We start from the raw sequence: 19,264 nt of genomic DNA on the forward strand, positions 1-19,264 counted from the left end.
TGTGCGCCTAGATGGCGAACTCTCATCCTGCGGTCTTTTCTACGGACTTTTGAAATGAAAATCCCCGGCGATGCTGTACGCATGTGCCGGGGAGATCTAACACGTTCAGATTGCCGCGCCCCGAGGATAACCGCCGGGCGCGGGCATTCAGCTATGGGCCGGTTTAAACGGCTCCTGCCCGGGAACCAGTTCGGCCACCGGACGGTTTTGCAGGATGGTCCACACGGCCAGCACGGCCAGCAGGTCAAATACCGACAATACCGCGAACAGCGGGCTGAAACCGAGGGTATCGGCCAAGGCGCCGACCACCAGGGCAAACATCGTACTGGCCGTCCAGGCCGCCATGCCGGTCAGACCGTTGGCGGTGGCGACTTCGTTACGGCCAAACACGTCGGAGGACAAGGTGATCAGGGCGCCGGACAGCGACTGATGGGCAAATCCGCCGATGCACAGCAAGCCGATGGCAACATACGGGCTGGTAAACAGACCGATCAGGCCAGGGCCAATCATCAGGAAACCGCCAAGCGTAACCACTAATTTACGCGAGACGATCAGGTTGACGCCGAAAATGCGCTGGAATAACGGAGGCATATAACCGCCGAGAATACAGCCGAGATCCGCGAACAGCATCGGCATCCAGGCGAACATCGCTATTTCTTTGAGATTAAAGCCATAAGCCTTGAACATGAACAGCGGAATCCAGGCGTTAAAGGTACCCCAGGCCGGTTCGGCCAGGAAACGCGGAATCGCGATGCCCCAGAACTGGCGGTTGCGGATAATCTGCCAGGCCGACATCTTTTTGGCGTTGTTCACCTGATGCTGCGCTTCCTGGCCGCCCAGAATATATTCGCGTTCTTCGTCGCTCAATTTTTTCTGGTTTTTCGGGTGCTTGTACAGCACCAGCCAGGCGATGGCCCAGGCCAGGCTCAGCGCACCGACGATGACGAAGGCCAGTTCCCAGCTATGGATGATAATCGCCCAGACCACCAATGGCGGTGCGAGCATCGCGCCGATTGACGAACCGACGTTAAAGTAACCCACCGCGATGGAACGTTCTTTGGCCGGGAACCATTCGCTGCTGGCCTTGAGGCCGGCGGGAATCATTGCCGCTTCCGCCATGCCGACGGCGCCGCGGGCTATCGCCAGGCCGCCCCAGCTACTGGCCAGCGCGGTCGCCATACACATCAGCGCCCAGACGATGGCGAACACCGCATAACCGACTTTCGTTCCCAGCAAATCCAATACGTAGCCGGCTACCGGCTGCATAAGCGTGTAGCATGCAGAGTAGGCGGCAATAATATAGGAATATTGCTGGGTGGTGATATGCAGTTGGTCCTGGAGGGTAGGAGCTGCCACTGCAATGGCGTTACGCGTCAGGTAACCCAGCACCGTACCAACGGTGACCAGGGCGATCATATACCAGCGTAACCCTTTTATTTTACGCATTACCACTTCTCCCAATGAGTATGAACCGTCATCACCATTACCCAGATATCATAGGGATGACGGATATAGAGTCAGCCGGAGAGCGCAGCACCCTCCGGGTATTGTTATAATCTGACGGCCCGTTTACCGCGCTTTAGCCACCCGCGCCTTGCCAACGCGTATGCCGCCGCCGTGATAACACCGTGCCGGATACCGCTCTTAGCACTCCCGGCCGATAACCGCCGGAAATCCTCATCGCCCTGGCCCGCCAGATACATTCATGACCCGAATTGCGGTCACTAAGACAAAATGATTGAGTCCAGACTCAATGTGGCGCTACGATAACTTGTCATACAGATTTAAAAGTTGAGAGCCATCACAAAAACCATTTTTTATTTAAGGGATAATAAATCGTCCCGTTAGCTGGGCGAATGCCCGTAAGCTGACTTATAAATGTTGAGTTTTTGTTGATTTCGACAGGAAATGGTATATCAGCCCCAGTAGGTACGGTAATTTTCTGCTAAATTGGTATAACATCTTTCAACAATTTAGATACATTGCTCAATAAAGATGAAGGTGAGGAGCCTGAAATGTCCCAGTTTTTGACTGAAGATTTTTTGTTGGATAGCGAGTTCGCCCGCCGTTTGTATAATGACTACGCCGTTGACCAGCCGATTTATGACTTTCATTGCCATTTGCCGCCGGAACAAATCGCCGGCGATTACCGTTTCAAGAATTTGTATGATATCTGGCTGAAAGGCGATCATTATAAATGGCGCGCCATGCGCACCAACGGCGTGGCGGAGCGTTTTTGCACCGGTGACGCCGGGGATTGGGAAAAATTCCAGGCCTGGGCAGAAACGGTTCCCCACACCATCGGCAACCCGCTGTTTCATTGGACGCATCTGGAATTGCGCCGTCCGTTCGGTATTACCGACAAACTGCTTTCCCCATCCACCGCGCGTGAAATCTGGGATCGCGGCAATGAAATGCTGGCTCAGGATAACTTCTCCGCCCGCGGCATCATGAAACAAATGAACGTGAAACTGGCCGGCACCACCGATGATCCGGTTGATTCCCTGGTCCACCACAAAGCCATCGCGGACGATGCCGGTTTCAACATTAAAGTATTGCCGAGCTGGCGCCCGGACAAAGCCTTTAATATTGAAGCTGCCGGCTTCAATGACTATATGCAGCGCCTGGAAGCCGCTTCCGATACGGCTATTACCGGTTTCGCCCAATTGTGCGACGCGCTGAAAAAACGCCTGGACCATTTTGCCGCCCTGGGCTGCAAGGTTTCCGATCATGCCCTGGACGTCGTGGTCTACGGTGAAGCGGATGAAAGCACCCTCAACGGCATCCTGACCCGTCGCCTTGACGGCACGCTGCCGTCCCAGGAAGAAATCGCCCAGTTCAGAACCGCCGTCCTGTTATTCCTGGGCAGCGAATACACCCGCCGCGGTTGGGTGCAGCAATACCACATCGGCGCGTTGCGCAATAATAACAGCCGTTTGCTGGCGCAGCTCGGTCCTGATACCGGTTTCGATTCCATCAATGATCAGCCGGTCGCCATGGCCTTGTCCCGTTTATTGGATGCGCAGGCTAAAAATAACGCGCTGCCGAAAACCATCCTTTATTGTCTGAATCCGTCGGATAACGAAATTATCGGTACCATGATAGGTAATTTCCAGGGGGAAGGCATGCCGGGCAAAATGCAGTTCGGTCCGGGCTGGTGGTTTAACGATCAGAAAGACGGCATGGAGCGCCAAATGCTGCAATTGGCCAACCTTGGCTTGCTGAGCCGCTTCGTCGGCATGCAAACCGATAGCCGCAGTTTCCTTTCCTATACCCGTCATGAATATTTCCGCCGCATCCTGTGCCGCATGCTGGGTCATTGGGTCGAGGCTGGCGAGGCGCCGGCGGATATTAATCTGCTGGGTGAGATGGTTAAGAATATCTGCTTCGATAATGCGAAAAGCTACTTCGCCATCGAACTGTGATTATTGGGGGCAGGCCGCAGGCCTGCCCGGTTATAGCTGTTGAGTTCTATTTTATTACCTGCAAACGGGTAATTTCGTAAGGTAAATTTCGCATGCAAACGTTAAATCGTCAAAACTTTCCTGGTCGCCAGTATACGGATCGCGTGATTCAATTCGGCGAAGGTAATTTTTTACGGGCTTTTATCGATTGGCAGCTTGACCTCCTCAATGAGCACACCGATCTTGATGCCGGCGTCGTGATCGTCCGGCCGATCAATACCGATTTCCCGCCGTCGCTGAGCACTCAGGACGGTCTGTACACCACCGTTATCCGCGGCCTGAACGAACAGGGCGAAGCGGTTCGCGAGCCGCGGCTGATTCGCTCGGTTAACCGCGAAATCAACATCTACCAGCAATTTGATGAATATCTGGCGCTGGCGCACGATGCCAATATCCGTTTCGTGTTTTCCAACACCACCGAAGCCGGCATCAGCTACCATGCCGGGGATAAATTGACCGATACGCCGCCCGCCAGCTACCCGGCCAAATTAACCCGCTTGCTGTTTGAGCGTTTCAGCCATTTTGACGGCGCCGCCGATAAAGGCTGGGTGCTACTGCCCTGCGAACTGATTGATTATAACGGCGAGGCGCTGCAGGAACTGGTGCTGCGTTATGCCCGCGAATGGGCGCTGCCGACGGAATTCACCACCTGGCTGCATGAGAACAATACCTTCTGTTCCACCCTGGTGGACCGCATCGTCACCGGTTATCCCCGCGGCGAAGTGGAAGAATTGCAGGCCGAACTGGGTTATCAAGATACTTTCCTCGATACCGCCGAATATTTTTATTTGTTTGTGATCCAGGGACCGCAATGGCTGGCCAAAGAACTGCGTCTCGACCAGCTTGACCTGAATGTACGCATTGTCGATGACATCAAACCCTATAAAGAACGCAAAGTCGCCATCTTGAACGGCGCCCATACCGCGCTGGTGCCCGTGGCGTTCCTGGCCGGCCTGGACACCGTCGGCGAAGCCATGAACGATAAGCTCATCAGCACCTTTGTGGAAAAAACCATTGCCGAGGAGATTGTCCCGGTGCTGGACTTGCCCCACGACGAACTGACGTCGTTTGCCCAGGCGGTATTAAGCCGTTTCCGCAACCCCTTTATCCAGCATCAATTGTTGTCGATCGCGCTCAACGGCATGACCAAATTCCGTACCCGCATTTTGCCGCAGTTGCTGACTTATCGCGAGCAACACGGCGAACTTCCTGCTCGCTTGACCTTTGCCCTGGCGGCGCTGATTGCGTTTTACCGCGGCAAGCGCGACGGCGAAGGCTACCCGTTGCAGGATGATGAAAAATGGATCACCCGTTACCAATCGCTATGGAGCGGTGTGGACCAAGGTGAAGTTGCGTTAAGCACATTAGTGAATGACGTATTAGGTGACACAGAGCATTGGGAACAGGATCTGCTCCAGGTTCCCGGCCTGGCGAAACGGGTAGAGCAGCAGTTGCAAGCCATTCTCGATCAAGGCATGCGAGCGGCCGTCTCCGCCTATTGCTAAAAGCAAAAAGGTTAATCATGAATATTATTAAAATTCATTCTTTAGACAATGTGGCGGTCGCCCTGCAAGACCTGGAAGCCAATGAGTCGGTAGAAATGGGGGGCGCGACGATCACGCTGCCCCAGCCCATCGCCCGGGGGCATAAGTTTGCCCTGGCGGCGATCGCTGAAGGCGAAATGATCGTCAAGTATGGCCTGCCCATCGGCCATGCGTTATGCGACATCGCTCCCGGGCAGCATATTCATTCCCAAAACGCCAAGACCAATCTCAGCGATTTGGATGAATATGAATATCTGCCGGACTTCAAGACCCTGCCGGAGCAAATGGCCGATCGCGACATCCAGATCTACCGGCGCGCCAACGGCGAGGTGGGTATTCGCAACGAATTGTGGATACTGCCCACGGTGGGCTGCGTCAACGGCATCGCCAAGCAAATTCAGCAGCGTTTTCTGAAGGAAACGTTTGGCGCCGAAGATATCGACGGCGTCCATTTGTTTACCCACCCGTTCGGCTGTTCGCAACTGGGGCAGGATCATGAAAACACCCGCACCATGCTGCAAAACATGGTGCGCCATCCGAACGCCGGCGCGGTGCTGGTCATCGGCCTGGGGTGCGAAAACAACCAGGTCGACGTATTCCGCACCACCCTGGGCGAATATGACCCGGAGCGGGTGACTTTTATGGTCTGCCAGCAGCAGGATGATGAGGTGGAGGCCGGCCTGGAATGTCTGCGCGCGCTGTATTTGGCGATGCGCGGCGATAAACGCCAGCCGGGTAAACTCAGCGAGCTGAAATTCGGCCTGGAATGCGGCGGTTCCGACGGACTGTCCGGTATCACCGCCAATCCTCTGCTGGGACGCTTTTCGGATTATGTCATCGCCAACGGCGGTACTTCGGTATTAACCGAAGTACCGGAAATGTTCGGCGCGGAACGCATTTTGATGAGCCGCTGCCGCGATGAAGCCACGTTTGAAAAAACCGTTCATATGGTCAATGACTTCAAACAATATTTCATCGCCCATGAACAGCCGATTTATGAAAACCCGTCACCGGGAAATAAAGCCGGCGGCATTACCACCCTGGAGGAAAAATCTCTGGGCTGTACGCAGAAAGCGGGCCAAAGCAAAGTGATGGACGTGCTGAAATATGGTGAACGCCTGCATGTCCACGGGCTAAACCTGGTCAGCGCGCCGGGCAACGACGCGGTGGCCACCAGCGCGCTGGCGGGCGCGGGTTGCCATATGGTGTTGTTCAGCACCGGTCGCGGCACGCCTTACGGCGGTTTTGTTCCGACGGTTAAATTGGCTACCAATAGTGAATTAGCCGCTAAAAAGCCCCATTGGATTGATTTTGATGCCGGCCAGTTAATTCACGGCGTGGCGATGGATGACGTATTGGCAAAATTTGTCGACCTGATTGTCGATATTGCTAATGGCAAACATACCCGTAATGAAGTCAATGACTTCCGTGAATTAGCCATATTTAAAAGCGGCGTAACGTTGTAATAACTTGGTTAAATCTTTAGAATAAGAACGGTGTTTCATTAATTTGAAGCACCGTTTTTTTTCGCTATTTCTCTGGATTAACAGGAATTTCAAGTCATGAGCCTATATTGGGTCGCCCAGGCGGTGGGGGGGTTGGCGTTTATCGTTGGCATCACCATGTTTATTAAACGTGACGATCGCAAATTCAAGCTACAGCTCGCTTTATACAGCTTCATTATCGGTTGCCATTTCTTTTTAATGGGCGCCAACGCCGCGGGCATGAGCGCGGTGCTTAACGCGCTGCGTACGGTGATCTCCACCCGTACCCGCAGCATTATCGTCATGTTCATCTTTATTGCGCTGACGCTGTCCCTGGGTCTATCGCAGATAAAATATGCCGTTGAACTGCTGCCGATCGCCGGCACGGTTATGAGCACCTGGGCGCTGTTCCGCACCCGCGGGCTGACCACCCGCTGCGTAATGTGGTGCTCCACCGCCGGCTGGGTCGCCCACAACATTTGGCTGGGTTCCATCGGCGGGTCGCTGACCGAAGGCAGCTTTTTAATCGTCAACGGCATTAATATTATCCGCTTCCGCCGTATGCAACTGCGCGGCATCGACCCGTTCCAGGCGGAAAACAAGGCCATCAAGGCGCGTTAAAGCGCCCGGCGATGATTGACCCAGGCGTTAATCAACAACGTGCCGGCCAGTATAGCGGCCACTACGCCGAGCGACAGGGCGATGGGAATATGAATAAAGTCCACGATCATCATTTTGACGCCGATAAACACTAAAATCAGCGCCAGCCCATATTTCAGCAGTGAGAAGCGTTCGGCGACGCCTGCCAGCATAAAATACATGGCGCGCAGCCCTAAAATGGCGAACAGGTTCGAGGTCAGGACAATGAAGGGATCGGTGGTGACCGCAAAAATGGCGGGAATGCTGTCAACGGCGAAAATCACGTCGCTGAACTCCACCAGGATCAACACCAATATCAGCGGGGTGGCGTACAGCAGCCCGTTTTGCCGGATAAAAAAGCGTTCGCCGTGCAGTTCGTCGGTCATGCGCAGATGGCTGCGCAGCCAGCGTACCAGCGGCTTCTCGCCCAAGGCGGCATCATCCTCTTTCGACCACGCCATTTTTATACCGGTAAACAGCAGGAACGCGCCGAACAAATAAAGCAGCCATTCAAACTGGGTCACCAGCCAACTGCCGCCGAAGATCATGACGGTGCGCAGGACTATCGCCCCCAATACGCCATAGATCAGCACGCGGCGCTGCATCTGCGCCGGTATGGAAAAATAGCTGAACAGCATCAGCCAGACAAACACATTGTCCACCGCCAGCGCTTTTTCAATCAGGTAGCCGGTCAGGAACGCCAGCGCCTGGGTATCGGCGACGGCCCGGCCTTGGGTGGTGGAGAGATACCACCAAAAGGCGGCATTGAACAGCAGCGACAACGAGATCCACACCAGCGACCATACGGCCGCCCGCTTGAACGTCATGGTACGGCCTTGCAACAACAAATCGATGGCCAGCATGATAACGACCACCACCGCAAAACCGCCCCATAGCAAAGGTGTGCCAACGGTATTCATAGCGATATCCTTTAAACAATAAAAAAACGGCTGACGTCGGAAGACGCGAGCCGTTTTTTCCCGATCCAGGATGTAAACAAACCTCGCCTTCCGGCAAGGTCTCACTTACAACGCAGATGATATCGCTTGGTCTGGTTGCCCGGTAGCCGGATGCGCGAGCATCGTATTGACGGCAAACCGACGAAGAAGTTACTCCCCTTTGCTGATGGTAACTGTAATGTAAAAAATTGCTACGGTCAATCCTGCCCCGCCGGGCGCGGCGACGGGCCGGTGCCGATGCATTGGCGCACGAACCGGGCCATCAGGGACTCGCTGTCGGGAGTATCGGCGATATCCAGGCCGATGCGCGCCAACTCAGGTTGCCGGTCCGGCTGCTGCTGCGCCATTTCCTGTAAAAAGTCCTGCATTACCCCGGCGGTGAATTCCGGATGAAACTGCGTAGTCACCACATTGGGCCGATAACGCAGGATTTGGTGCGGATCGCGGGCGGAGCGGGCCAGCACCGTCGCGCCGGCGGGTGGCGACACCACCGTTTGGGAATGGATAAGATTGGCCGCGAATTGCCGGGGCATGGCCGCCAGCAGCGGATCGTCCTGGGCATCGGGCAGTAGCTCGATAGGGTGGGTGCCCAGCTCCATGCCCCCGTCGAGAAAGTCCACCTTGCCGCCCAGCGCATAAGCCAGTAACTGATGACCGTAGCAGACGCCGAAGATCGGTATCTGCTCCGCCATGGCCGTCCGCAGCCATTGCGCGGCGAATTCGCTCCAGGCCAGCCGTTCGGTAACCATGGCCGCCGAACCGGTGATCAGCACGCCGCAATACGCCTGCGGCTCGTCCGGCCGCCCGCCGCTGGGCAGATGGATCACCACCACCCGATCCGGGGCCAGGCCGGCGGCGGCCAGGAACATGCGATCGTAATTGCCGTTGGCCTGGCGGACATCCGACGGCGCATCGCCGGTTTGCAGGATTAATATGGGTTTGGCCGCCGGCATTACGCTACCTTATCGATATCGGGATTATCGGCGGGAAAGACCACCCCGGTTTGGCGGCGAATTTCGGTCAATAATTTTGCCGTGCTGCGCGAGAGCGCCAAACCGGCATGATCAACCTCGCCGCCGTCCACCAGCGCGGCAAACCGTTCCGCCTCGTAGAGCATAGTATTAATATGCTGCGGTTCTGTCAGTTCTTGCTTGTTGCCGCCGCGGGGCACCAGGACGATCTGCTGGCATTCGGACATTTTTTCAATAATCAGCGAACCCTCCTCACCCTGGATTTCGCTGGGCAAGGCGGTCTGGCTAACCTTGGAATGGCATAGCGTGACGTCAAAGTCGCCATAATCCAGACATACCGTGCCGTGGCCGTCCACGCCGCTGGCCAATAAAGCGGCCGTCGCATGCAGGGCCAGCGGCTCGCCCCATAAAGCCACGGCGCTCGCCAGCATATAAAAACCGATATCCATGATTGAGCCATTGGAAAAGGCCGGATCAAAGGTATTGGGATGCTCCCCGGCCAGATACGCCGGATAACGGGACGAATATTGGCAATAATTCAGCAATACTTTGCGAATTTTTCCCACCCGGGGCAGCGCCTGCCGCAACGCCAGGAAATTGGGCAAATAGGCGGTCTTGAACGCCTCGAACAGCACTACCTGATGATCGCGGGCGCAGGCGATCATCCGCTCCACCTCCTGCAGGTTGGATGCCAGCGGTTTTTCGCAAATGACATGTTTTTTATGGCTGAGAAACAGCAGCGCCTGCGGGCAATGAAAAGAGTTGGGGCTGGCGATATAGACCGCGTCAATTGCGTCCGATGCCGCCAGCGCGTCCAGCGAATCAAAATAGTGCTGTACGGGATAATCCGCGCCGAGGTTATGGGCCTGCTCGATCCGGCGGGAGTAGATGGCGGTCAGTTTCAGTTTGCCGCTCTCATGCGCAGCATCAATGAATTGGCGGGTGATCCAATTGGTACCTATCACAGCGAAGCGAATCATACCGAATTATTTTCCTGCGCAATAAAAAAGTTTTTTTAGATTACCATGCTAATTGTATCAGGCAAGCATTGCGGTGCGGGGGAGGGCACGTTACCGCTTTGTGCTCAAATCCGCCCGATCGTCGACTTTCCGCCGGTTAACGCAAAAAGATGTTTACTGGCCCGGAGTTTTCAAGGATAAACACCACAATTTTATTTTTTCAGGAATGGCTTATGAGCCGCTTTGACTATGCCACCGGTGCGCTGGAGCTCGATCGTTATCCTCCCGATACGGCCGATGACAATTTACAGGCCTGGGATGCGGCGGATGAATATCTGCTGCAGCACTGCGCAACCCTGGCGCCGGCGGCCGGACCGACGCTGATATTCAACGACGCCTTCGGCGCGTTGGCCTGTGCGCTGCAACAGCGCTCCCCTTACAGTATCGGCGACTCCTACCTTAGCCAGCTGGCTACCCGCCATAATCTGCAAAAAAATCCGCTGGCCGGCGGCAATGTCCTGTTCCTGGACAGCCTGGCGCCATTACCGGCCGCTCCGGGGCTGGTCCTAATCAAATTACCCAAGACCCAGGCCCTGCTGGAGCGGCAACTGTATACCCTGCGCCTGGTCGCTACCCCTGACACGCTGATTATCGCCGCCGGCAAGGTGCGGGATATCCACAATTCCACCCTGCAGCGCTTTAGCGATATCCTCGGGCCCACCCGCACGTCCCTGGCCAAAAAGAAAGCCCGGCTGATTTTTAGCCAGCCCACGGCGCCGCTGGGAACAGTGCGCGAGCAAATCTGCGTCTGGTCCCTGGAAGACAGTCCGTATCAGATTCATAACCACGCCAACGTTTTTTCCCGCGCCTCGCTGGATATCGGCGCCCGCTTTTTTATGCAATATTTGCCCGCGGGGCTGGAAGGCACGCTGGTGGATTTAGGCTGCGGCAACGGCGTATTGGGCTTAACCGCGCTCGGGCTTAATCCGCGGGCGCAGGTGCATTTTGTCGATGAATCTTATATGGCAATTGCTTCAAGCCAGATTAATATTAAAACTAATCGTCCCGACGATCTGGCACGTTGCCAGTTTAACATAGGGAGCGCCCTGGCCGGTTATGAGGCGGATTGCTTACAGGCGGTGTTGTGCAATCCGCCGTTTCACCAACAGCAGGTTATTACCGATCATATTGCCCGTGAGATGTTCAGGGAGGCGAAACGGTGTTTACGCGCCGGGGGAGAATTGCGTATCGTTGCCAATCGCCATCTGGATTATTATCATAAGATCAAACAGTTATTTGGTAATTGCACTACACTTGGGTCGAATCAGAAATTCGTGGTATTACGCGCGGTCAAAACGTAATCCGCCTGGACGGGTCAAGGGTAAAAAAAGAGCGGCGAATTATAACGGATTTGTTGATAGGTTTAACAATCATTATACTTCGCCAATGTCATCTTTAAGGAACCATTATGTTGTTGCAAGAGTTCGAAACACGGCTAAACGATGCATTGACGGAACTGGAGCAGAGCTTTGGCCGTCACCATCAGCTGTGGCAGCAAGACCATCAGACTTTACAACACCAGTTGGATCAAAGCCTGCGCCGCGAAGCGAAACTGCGCGAGCAAAATGCGCTGTTGATAAGCCAGCTCAATAACCTTGATAGCTCTCCCGACCGCAATCCGCTGATTCATAAAATTAAAATCTTAAGCTCGCATATCGATGCGCTGGCCAGGGATGCATCGGCATTCCGACAATCCCTACCCATTTAGACAGCGTTCGGGCCGGTCAGGACTCGCTGTTCTTGCGCCTGGTCCAGGCATTGAGATTAAATGACGAACTGCGGCGCAACCTGCTCCATAGGCTGTCGATGCGGTTAAAGCAGGCCTTTTCCTCCTGCGTTGTCGTATCGGGTTCTTGCGAATCGTAAATCTGCGACAGCAAACAGGGATCGTTATATAAATTCCCCGTATAACCGGTTCGGATGCAATCCAAGGCGAAATAAATACGCAGCAGGCTGCTGGACGCCGTGGTATCGCCGTGCAGCCGGTCCCGGATCGTGGTTAAATTCGCGATATAGTCCTCAAAAACTTTTTGCATAGCGGTGGTTTCGCTAACCACGCCGGCCGGCGCGGCGCAGCATAATCTAAAGAAATTATACGTATGGATACCGCAGTCGTTATGCCATTGAAACTGTTGTCCATAATAAAACAGCTCACTATGACTGGATTGTTCGATCAGTTCATCGATTAGCCGCTCTTTATCCGTATGTTGAATGGCGTCATCGTTGCTATCAAAGATATTAAATCTGAAACCGCCGGCGACCCGTATGGCTAATATGGCGCTGAAATGGCTACCGGATGGATATTGGCCAGGCTGGCCCACCGAAAGCGATAGTAAAGGCATCATCAATTTTTGACCCGGCGCCAGCCGGACCAATTTCTTACGGGCCATATCTTTAAACCATTGTACATTCTCCAGCAGATGGGTGTGCGCGCTACCGATATCGTTTTCGCCGCCGGCGCTAAACAACAGCGCAGGCGTGGAAAAATAAGCATCATGTCCATTTGCCAGCAAATTAATAGCTATGTCTAACAATACCTTGTCGATAAGCTTGCCGGCGCGGATCACCGATTTCAATTCAGCGGGTGTCGTGTCGATACCATCCCCGAGCGAAGATGCGTGCCCAGTCGGGGATGCGTCTGTGAAATATGCAAATTCTTGGATCAAATCGCGGGACACGGCGTAGAATTTATGCCGGGTGTCTTCATCCGCCGCTATCGTCTCGAACCAGGCGATAAGTATTGAATCTAAAATCTCTTTTACCGCAGCAAGGGTTCCGGCCGATGGTGGTTTAACGCCATCCTCAGCGGGCGCGTGGGGGGGAAGTTGCAAGCCCAAGGTAAGATAATCCTCGGTTGCGGGACTGGCTGGCGGATCGGGCAATGCACTATTTTTCGAATTATATATATTTTTTATAATCTCTATATTCTTGCGTAAAACGTTGTCATTATATTTATTTTCCATTGATTGTTGTTCTAGGGAGGGATTGGAAGGAGGAGTGTTATAGTGGGTTATACCTTTACTGAGGTTGGAACTGAACATATTGGCCTCGTGTTATACTATGTTTCTTTATGTTATAAAAATGACGATGGTATCGACTGAGGTTACGGCGAGTCAACCATAAAAATAAGGTGTCCGCCTTATCGAATCATACCCTAAATAAATTAAAAAAAACGCCATTGGCGATGAAAATACATTTTACGCATTGACAAGCAATAAATCCGTAGCGCCGATCTTCACCCAAAAGCAAGCTGGCGGAGCATAGCCACGGCGTAATATTCCAGGCACTGGCATGGCATTTTTGTCCGGGCAGCGTTGGGTCTGTGCTGGGCTGCATGCTACCCTTTTCGGCAATCACCCCGACCTGATTTGCCTGCGGCCATCTGCCGGATAAAAGAAGCCCTGGCCATGAATAACGCCCATAGTAATATAGAAAGATAATATAAATTTCATATTATTTATTTGAATAACAATTGATGAATATGGTGTTGGCATTGATATATTTTGCTTGAAAATTTGTTTTTTTTAATTTATTTCCATATAAGATATCACGAAAAGGCGTGAATTTGATGGCAGTAAAAATATGTAAGGCATTAACATTTGTATTAATTGCAATGTACTTCAGATTAAAAATAATGGAGTCAATAAAGAATCGATTTTATGGGTTATATGGTGTTTATTTTTAGAAGACTTTATAGTCTTGTCTGATAATTTACTTATAGATAATAGCACCACAATCGATGTTGTTCTTTATCTCTTATCATCGATAATCACTATATTAATTGCGGTATGTTAATTGCGTTGGCAGTTTTGTTATTCTAGCGGTTTATCAAAAATGCGAAAAAATAATAATCAAATTTTAAGAAAAATAAGCAACGTAGAAAAAGCGGCACGACAGCGTGGTGGCTTGGCCGATGTTTTCGGGCAATACGGCCCCTGGCCAAGGCCTTGGGGCAAGTAAACGTTTAATCTGCCATTTGATTGCGTGGTTGACCGACGGCGCGGGGCATCGCCTTAAGTTCCTTTTCAGGTGGGTTCCGCTGTCGCTTTGGTCAATTCCGCTGTACGGCCACGCATTTGATCTCAACCAGCAAGCCCGGGTGCGCCAGTTCCGCTACGCCGATACGCGTCCAGGCGCAGGTTGCGCGGGGGAATACCCGGTTTTTAACTTCCCTGAAAATGTCCATATGCTGGCTCATATTGACGTGATACGTGGTCATTTCAACCACATCCTCAAAGGTGCAGCCGCCGGCTGCCAGTACCAGTTGCAGGTTTTCCCAGCAGGCAATAAATTGCTGCTCGGCATCCGCTATCACTTCCAGTTCGGCAGTACGCCCGATTTGACCGGCGCAGTACAGCACCGGACCCACTTTTACCGCAGGCGCGTATCCAGCGCGTTCAACCAGCTGGCGCATTGATTCGGGGATGATAATTTCACGATCGGGCATAAGGGGGTCCTGGGATGCGATTGATGATAAAAGGATAGCGATAAGCTTGAGAGCGAACGTGCTGAACCATTTGCTGAACTATTTGCTGAACTATTTGCTTAAAAACGTGCTGTCATCATGCCATGGCAACTTACGATATTTACCGCTTGGCGTGAATTTTATAAAACTATAACCGGAAATTGATGAGTAATACGGCTTGGCCCACATGTTTGTTAAATGACCTAATCTAATTAAAACCCGGAGCACGCTTTCTCCGGGTTTTCAGTGCCAGTAACGCTTGGTTTGCCTCGGGGTAATTAAACCAGCCCGCGCCATTCTTACTGGCATCCTCTTACGGATAAGGTTATAGCACCCTTAACTCTTCATATGCGACCATCACATGTTCCTGATAAGCCGGGCGGCAGGCCAGGCGATGATAATACTCATCCAGGTAAGGCATCGCGGGGCGGGGGATATCGATGTCATAATAGCGATAAAGAATGTGCCCGAACTGAATGTCAGCCAGGGTAAAATCATCGCCGGCCAGATAACGGTGCGCGGATAAACGTTTTTCGGCGATATTCAGCAGGGCCGCCAGTTTTTCCGCCGCGGCATTAATCGCCTGTTGATCTCGATGTTGAGGCGCGGTCCGCACTACGCGCCAGAATATCGGCGCGGTGAAACCAAGCGCCACATTAATTTTGGACCACTCCGCCCACATATCCACCTGCGATCGGCGGCCAGCATCCTGCGGCCAAAAAGACCTATCGCCATAACGCGCGGCAAGATAGCGCAAAATAGCGCCGGTTTCCCATATAGCCGGGTCCCCATCATCTTTCAACACCGGGACGGTACCGTTGGGATTCATGGCTAAAAATTCCGGCGTATCATTGCCGCCGTGCTTGTGCCCGACATCATAGCGCCGATAGTCAAGGGCCAGCTCGCCAACGCACCACATCAGCGCCTGTACATTGGACGAGGTTTTCCTTCCCCAGATTTGTAGCATCAACAATCTCCTGGCGATAACGGGAATCACAGATGGCTGGTGTATTGCAATTCATCCTATCAGAAACGAAATGCCTTTACGCTCGCCATGCTTCCCGCATACGCGGTACTACTTCATGCGGATGAGTGGCATGCCAGCGCAAAACTTCCTCGCGCCAGTCCGATCACCCTGACTGACCGCTTTGCGTTCGTGGATGGCCTGACCGTATCTGTCGAAGGTAAAGCGCCATCAGGAAACCAGCAACCGCCGCAATAGCGCCAACCAGAAATGTGCTGCCATAACCCGCGCGGTCAGCAATAAGCCCTGCCAGCGGACCGGTCAGTCCATAAGCCAGATCCTGGAAGGCGATGAAACCGCCTAAAGCCGCGCCGCGCAAGTGGGACGGGATCAGATGTACGACCTCCCGCCCCATGGCCGGAAAAATCATGGAGCAGCCCAGACCGGTAAGGAATGCGCCGACCAGAGCAAGCATCGGGTCGTAGGCCCCCCAGATTAGGAACTGTCCAATCGCCTCCATGGCGAGCGATCCAATGGCAACCGCTAGGCCGCCTAAACGATCCGGGAGGTGGCCGAAGAGCATCCGCATCAGCACAAAGCCTACTCCGAATGTGGTGAAACCAAACGCGGCATAGCTCCAATGTTGTTCAAGAAAATAAAGGACGAAGAATGCTTCAAGCGCCGCAAAACCGATGCCTTGCAGGCATACGATAAGCCCATACCACCTGATTTGGCCTATAACGCTAAAAAACGATGGGCGATCGGTATGGGGGGGCGGGGCGATACCTGGCAGACTCCAGATGGCCAATAGCCCCAGGCATGGCAGCAGCGCGCTAATGGCCATGGTCATCACAAAGCCGAGGCGCTCGAACAACGCCAGGCCAATCGGGGCGCCAACCGCGTAGGCACCATAAACCGCCGCGCCGACGAGCGCCATAACCTTGCCGGATTGAGCCGGCCCGACAATTTCTATGCCCCAGGCCACGATTCCGACACCGACCAAACTCTCGCCCAAGCCAATCAGTAGCCGCCCAATCAGCATTATCAGGTAAGCGGAGGTTGCCGCATCGTAGCGTATCCCGGCGCCTAATGTGACGAGGGCGCCGGCAGCATAGATAGCTAAACCGCGCGTCACCGCAACTTTAGCGCCTTTGCCATCCGCTAAGTTACCCGCGTGCCCGCGGGTGGCGATGGTCGATACAAAAGCGCTTCCCACCGCCAGCCCGGCCCAGACATTGCCAAGGCCGAGTTGCGCGGTTACGTATACGGATAGAATGGGAATGGGGATGGCGACGCAAAGATAAGAAACAAACAGAACCACGGTCAACAGCAGCAAGCGTGACTGCGCGGCTTTTGGTGTTAATGATGTAGCCATAGTATTCTCAGTATTCTTCGGACTGTACCCGCATCGGCGAAAAGCAATGCATGCATTTCCGTCGATGACAGGCGCTGGTTGCGTTGAATAACGTTGAACGCTTACGGCTTGAAAAAATCTGGCGATATTACCAAAGGCGCATACCCGGCCCGGACTTACACCTCGTCAGTTGCGGCCCCCATTCGCCTTAATCACCTGTCCGTTGATCCAGCCGCTCTGCGCGCTGGCTAAAAATGACACGATACGGGCGATATCCTCGGGTTCACCGAGTCTGCCCAGCGGGATGTCGTTGATCAGGCGCTTGATTAATTCTTCGGGCCGGTCGGCAAAAAGCAACTCGGTAGCCACAGGACCCGGCGCAACCGCATTAACGGTAACGCCGCGCGAACCCAGTTCTTTGGCGAGGGTATGCGTCAGCGCTTCCACCGCCGCCTTGGTCGCCGCGTAGATGCCATGGCCAGGGAGGTAGTTGCCGATAATGCTCGTCGATAGGTTGATGATGCGCCCGCCGTCGCGCACGCGCCTGGCCCCCTCGCGCATACCGTTGAACGTGCCCGTGAGGTTGACCGCAATCAGGCGCTGGTAATCTTCGTCAGTAACCTGCGACAGCGGCGACATCTTGCTGACCCCGGCATTATTCACCAGGACATCTACGGGGCCGTACTCGGCCTCTGCCCGGTCGAACAGCATCTTGATCGCCGATGCATCGGCGACGTCTGCTTTAATCGCTTTCGCGCGCCCGCCGGACGCCGCTATGACGGCAACCACCGCCTCGGCATCGGTGGCGCTGGCAGAATAGTTGACGATGGTCTGAAAACCATCCGCAGCCAGCCGCTTGGCCAGCGCCGCGCCGATACCTTTGGCGGCTCCGGTTACGATGGCGGTACGATTTTCTTGGTTGATCATATATCTTCCTTAAATTGGGGATTTGCGCCGTTATCAGATCCTGACCGAGCGGAGCACTTCACGGGCAACGCATAAGTACCGGCGGATCGAACAAGACGCTCGTTCATTAATTAATCAAGAATACGATTAATTAATCGCATTTCCAATTCGCATTCCTTTTGCCTCGTCAATCGTCCATGATCGGTGGCGCAATTCAATGTATTTACTACAAAAATCGGCCGGGTTGGGCCGTTGGGCCGGACTCGCAATCGCGATTTATGCAGTCGCTGCTCAGGTTTGGCGGCGGTGCCCGTTAAGCCATCGCCGTGAGGCCTCGTCAGCCCGAATTTTCGCTAAATTTGAGTGCTGGGTTGGCACAGGGCTGAAACAGGATGAATAATTCGCCCCGCCAGATTATGATTAATTCATCGCATTTTCATTACGCACCGGTATTCATTCATGACCAGCCTCCCGTCACCGCGCATTTCCTCGCGCAAACAGCCGAAACAGGCCCGTTCTACTGAACTCGTAGCCGCGATCCTTGAGGCCGCAGCCCGGGTGTTGGCGACGGAGGGCGCAAACAGGTTCACTACCGCGCGGGTAGCTGAGAAAGCGGGTATAAGCATTGGATCGCTGTATCAGTACTTTCCGAACAAGGCTGCGATCCTCTTTCGACTCCAAAGCGACGAATGGCGGCAGACGACGGAAATGCTGGGCAGTATTCTTGACGATGCCGGCAGTCCCCCGCTGCAACGGCTACGCAGTCTGGTTCACGCTTTTATTCGTTCCGAATGTGAAGAAGCCGAGATGCGCGTGGCGCTCAGTGATGCCGCCCCGCTGTATCGCGACGCACCCGAGGCCCTGGAGGCGCGGTTGTCGGCAGCGCGCGCCATGCAGGCCTTCTTGCAGCAAGCGCTGCCCAAGGCAACGCCGCAAAACTGCGAACTGGCCGCGGATTTGATCGGCACGACGCTCAGCGCCGCGGGAAAGCATTTTTCGGAAAGTCCCCGTACACCAGCGGAAATCGGCGCCTACGCGGATGCCATGGCGGATATGTTCTGCGCTTACCTGGAAAAGCTTGAGTAGGGGGACGACGTTCAGCGCATAAAACTGGAGTGTCTGATCTTTACTAATGAATACATCATCATCAATTTGTGCTTAACACATGATGAAATGTTTTGCTAACGAGCAGGATGCCATGCATCAGCAGAGTATGATAATGTTTGCAACTTCAGGTTGCTTAATTCTGGCCCGGCTTCGCTACTTTTAAAAATTATATAGTCACGTAATTAATTAATTTTAATGTTTTTATTTTTTTCTGCCATCAGCGTTAAGCAAAAGGGCTTGAGTTAGCCATTTTTCTCTCTTGCATTATGTCATATGGTTTTTTATCAAGAAATATATGCCATGATGATTTATAAGTCCTTTTTTTCTTATCCCATTCTGAATAATCTAATTTATCTATAATTGCAAAGATTAATGTTTCCTGGAAGGT

General features: G+C 53.5%; 16 protein-coding genes and 1 pseudogene. 8 read left to right on the forward strand and 9 right to left on the reverse strand.

Features of this window, described 5'->3' with window-relative positions:
* Positions 1-147 precede the first annotated feature (147 nt).
* Positions 148-1,446, reverse strand: a complete 1,299-nt coding sequence (locus ACL2XP_RS01890; protein WP_413736895.1) for an MFS transporter — start codon at positions 1,444-1,446, stop codon at positions 148-150.
* A 569-nt stretch (positions 1,447-2,015) separates the two neighbouring features.
* Here ACL2XP_RS01890 and uxaC point away from each other — a divergent pair.
* The 4 genes from uxaC to ACL2XP_RS01910 all read left to right on the forward strand — a co-directional run bounded on the left by uxaC (position 2,016) and on the right by ACL2XP_RS01910 (position 7,113).
* Entirely contained in the window at positions 2,016-3,425 is a 1,410-nt protein-coding gene (gene uxaC / locus ACL2XP_RS01895) for a glucuronate isomerase (protein WP_413736896.1), read from the forward strand.
* Between the two features lie 92 nt (positions 3,426-3,517).
* Positions 3,518-4,969: a tagaturonate reductase gene (locus ACL2XP_RS01900; RefSeq protein WP_413736897.1), complete on the forward strand. Its 1,452-nt coding sequence runs from the start codon at positions 3,518-3,520 to the stop codon at positions 4,967-4,969.
* A gap of 14 nt (positions 4,970-4,983) precedes the next feature.
* The gene (locus ACL2XP_RS01905) at positions 4,984-6,474 is read left to right on the forward strand and encodes a UxaA family hydrolase (protein WP_413739053.1); all 1,491 of its coding nucleotides are present in this window, start codon (positions 4,984-4,986) and stop codon (positions 6,472-6,474) included.
* A 96-nt stretch (positions 6,475-6,570) separates the two neighbouring features.
* The gene (locus ACL2XP_RS01910) at positions 6,571-7,113 is read left to right on the forward strand and encodes a YgjV family protein (protein WP_413736898.1); all 543 of its coding nucleotides are present in this window, start codon (positions 6,571-6,573) and stop codon (positions 7,111-7,113) included.
* Here the strand turns inward: ACL2XP_RS01910 and ACL2XP_RS01915 are convergent.
* The 3 genes from ACL2XP_RS01915 to ACL2XP_RS01925 form a co-directional block, all read right to left on the reverse strand.
* Complete coding sequence (locus ACL2XP_RS01915; RefSeq protein ID WP_413736899.1) at positions 7,110-8,051, reverse strand: TerC family protein; 942 nt, start codon at positions 8,049-8,051, stop codon at positions 7,110-7,112. The genes ACL2XP_RS01910 and ACL2XP_RS01915 overlap by 4 nt on opposite strands.
* A 236-nt stretch (positions 8,052-8,287) precedes the next feature.
* Positions 8,288-9,043 (reverse strand): glutamine amidotransferase, encoded by a 756-nt coding sequence (locus tag ACL2XP_RS01920; protein ID WP_413736900.1) that lies wholly within the window; start codon positions 9,041-9,043, stop codon positions 8,288-8,290.
* On the reverse strand, positions 9,043-10,041 hold the full coding sequence (locus ACL2XP_RS01925; RefSeq protein ID WP_413736901.1) for a Gfo/Idh/MocA family protein: 999 nt from the start codon (positions 10,039-10,041) through the stop codon (positions 9,043-9,045). The genes ACL2XP_RS01920 and ACL2XP_RS01925 overlap by 1 nt, the downstream gene beginning before the upstream one ends.
* A 212-nt stretch (positions 10,042-10,253) precedes the next feature.
* Between ACL2XP_RS01925 and rlmG the strand changes: the two genes are divergently transcribed.
* Positions 10,254-11,381 carry a 23S rRNA (guanine(1835)-N(2))-methyltransferase RlmG gene (gene rlmG, locus ACL2XP_RS01930; RefSeq protein ID WP_413736902.1) on the forward strand — a complete coding sequence of 376 codons (1,128 nt, stop codon included), beginning with the start codon at positions 10,254-10,256 and terminating at the stop codon, positions 11,379-11,381.
* A gap of 107 nt (positions 11,382-11,488) precedes the next feature.
* Positions 11,489-11,788 carry an MbeD/MobD family mobilization/exclusion protein gene (locus ACL2XP_RS01935; RefSeq protein WP_413736903.1) on the forward strand — a complete coding sequence of 100 codons (300 nt, stop codon included), beginning with the start codon at positions 11,489-11,491 and terminating at the stop codon, positions 11,786-11,788.
* A gap of 16 nt (positions 11,789-11,804) precedes the next feature.
* Here the strand turns inward: ACL2XP_RS01935 and ACL2XP_RS01940 are convergent, their stop codons facing one another.
* The 5 genes from ACL2XP_RS01940 to ACL2XP_RS01960 all read right to left on the reverse strand — a co-directional run bounded on the left by ACL2XP_RS01940 (position 11,805) and on the right by ACL2XP_RS01960 (position 17,790).
* A complete protein-coding gene (locus ACL2XP_RS01940; protein ID WP_413736904.1) occupies positions 11,805-13,121 on the reverse strand; it encodes a hypothetical protein in 1,317 nt (438 codons plus the stop codon).
* 1,010 nt (positions 13,122-14,131) lie between these two features.
* Positions 14,132-14,527 (reverse strand): RidA family protein, encoded by a 396-nt coding sequence (locus tag ACL2XP_RS01945; protein ID WP_413736905.1) that lies wholly within the window; start codon positions 14,525-14,527, stop codon positions 14,132-14,134.
* 343 nt (positions 14,528-14,870) lie between these two features.
* A complete protein-coding gene (locus ACL2XP_RS01950) occupies positions 14,871-15,512 on the reverse strand; it encodes a glutathione S-transferase family protein (RefSeq protein ID WP_413736906.1) in 642 nt (213 codons plus the stop codon).
* Between the two features lie 163 nt (positions 15,513-15,675).
* Positions 15,676-16,884: an MFS transporter gene (locus tag ACL2XP_RS01955; RefSeq protein WP_413736907.1), complete on the reverse strand. Its 1,209-nt coding sequence runs from the start codon at positions 16,882-16,884 to the stop codon at positions 15,676-15,678.
* Between the two features lie 165 nt (positions 16,885-17,049).
* The gene (locus ACL2XP_RS01960) at positions 17,050-17,790 is read right to left on the reverse strand and encodes an SDR family oxidoreductase (RefSeq protein ID WP_413736908.1); all 741 of its coding nucleotides are present in this window, start codon (positions 17,788-17,790) and stop codon (positions 17,050-17,052) included.
* Positions 17,791-18,228: 438 nt separating this feature from the next.
* Between ACL2XP_RS01960 and ACL2XP_RS01965 the strand changes: the two are divergent.
* Both ACL2XP_RS01965 and ACL2XP_RS01970 read left to right on the forward strand, forming a co-directional pair.
* A pseudogene (locus tag ACL2XP_RS01965) lies at positions 18,229-18,432 on the forward strand (helix-turn-helix domain-containing protein); the annotation flags it as partial.
* Between the two features lie 45 nt (positions 18,433-18,477).
* Positions 18,478-18,855 carry a TetR family transcriptional regulator gene (locus ACL2XP_RS01970; RefSeq protein ID WP_413739054.1) on the forward strand — a complete coding sequence of 126 codons (378 nt, stop codon included), beginning with the start codon at positions 18,478-18,480 and terminating at the stop codon, positions 18,853-18,855.
* Positions 18,856-19,264: the final 409 nt, after the last annotated feature.

It is taken from the genome of Sodalis sp. RH21, from assembly GCF_047324175.1.
GTDB lineage: Bacteria > Pseudomonadota > Gammaproteobacteria > Enterobacterales > Enterobacteriaceae > Acerihabitans.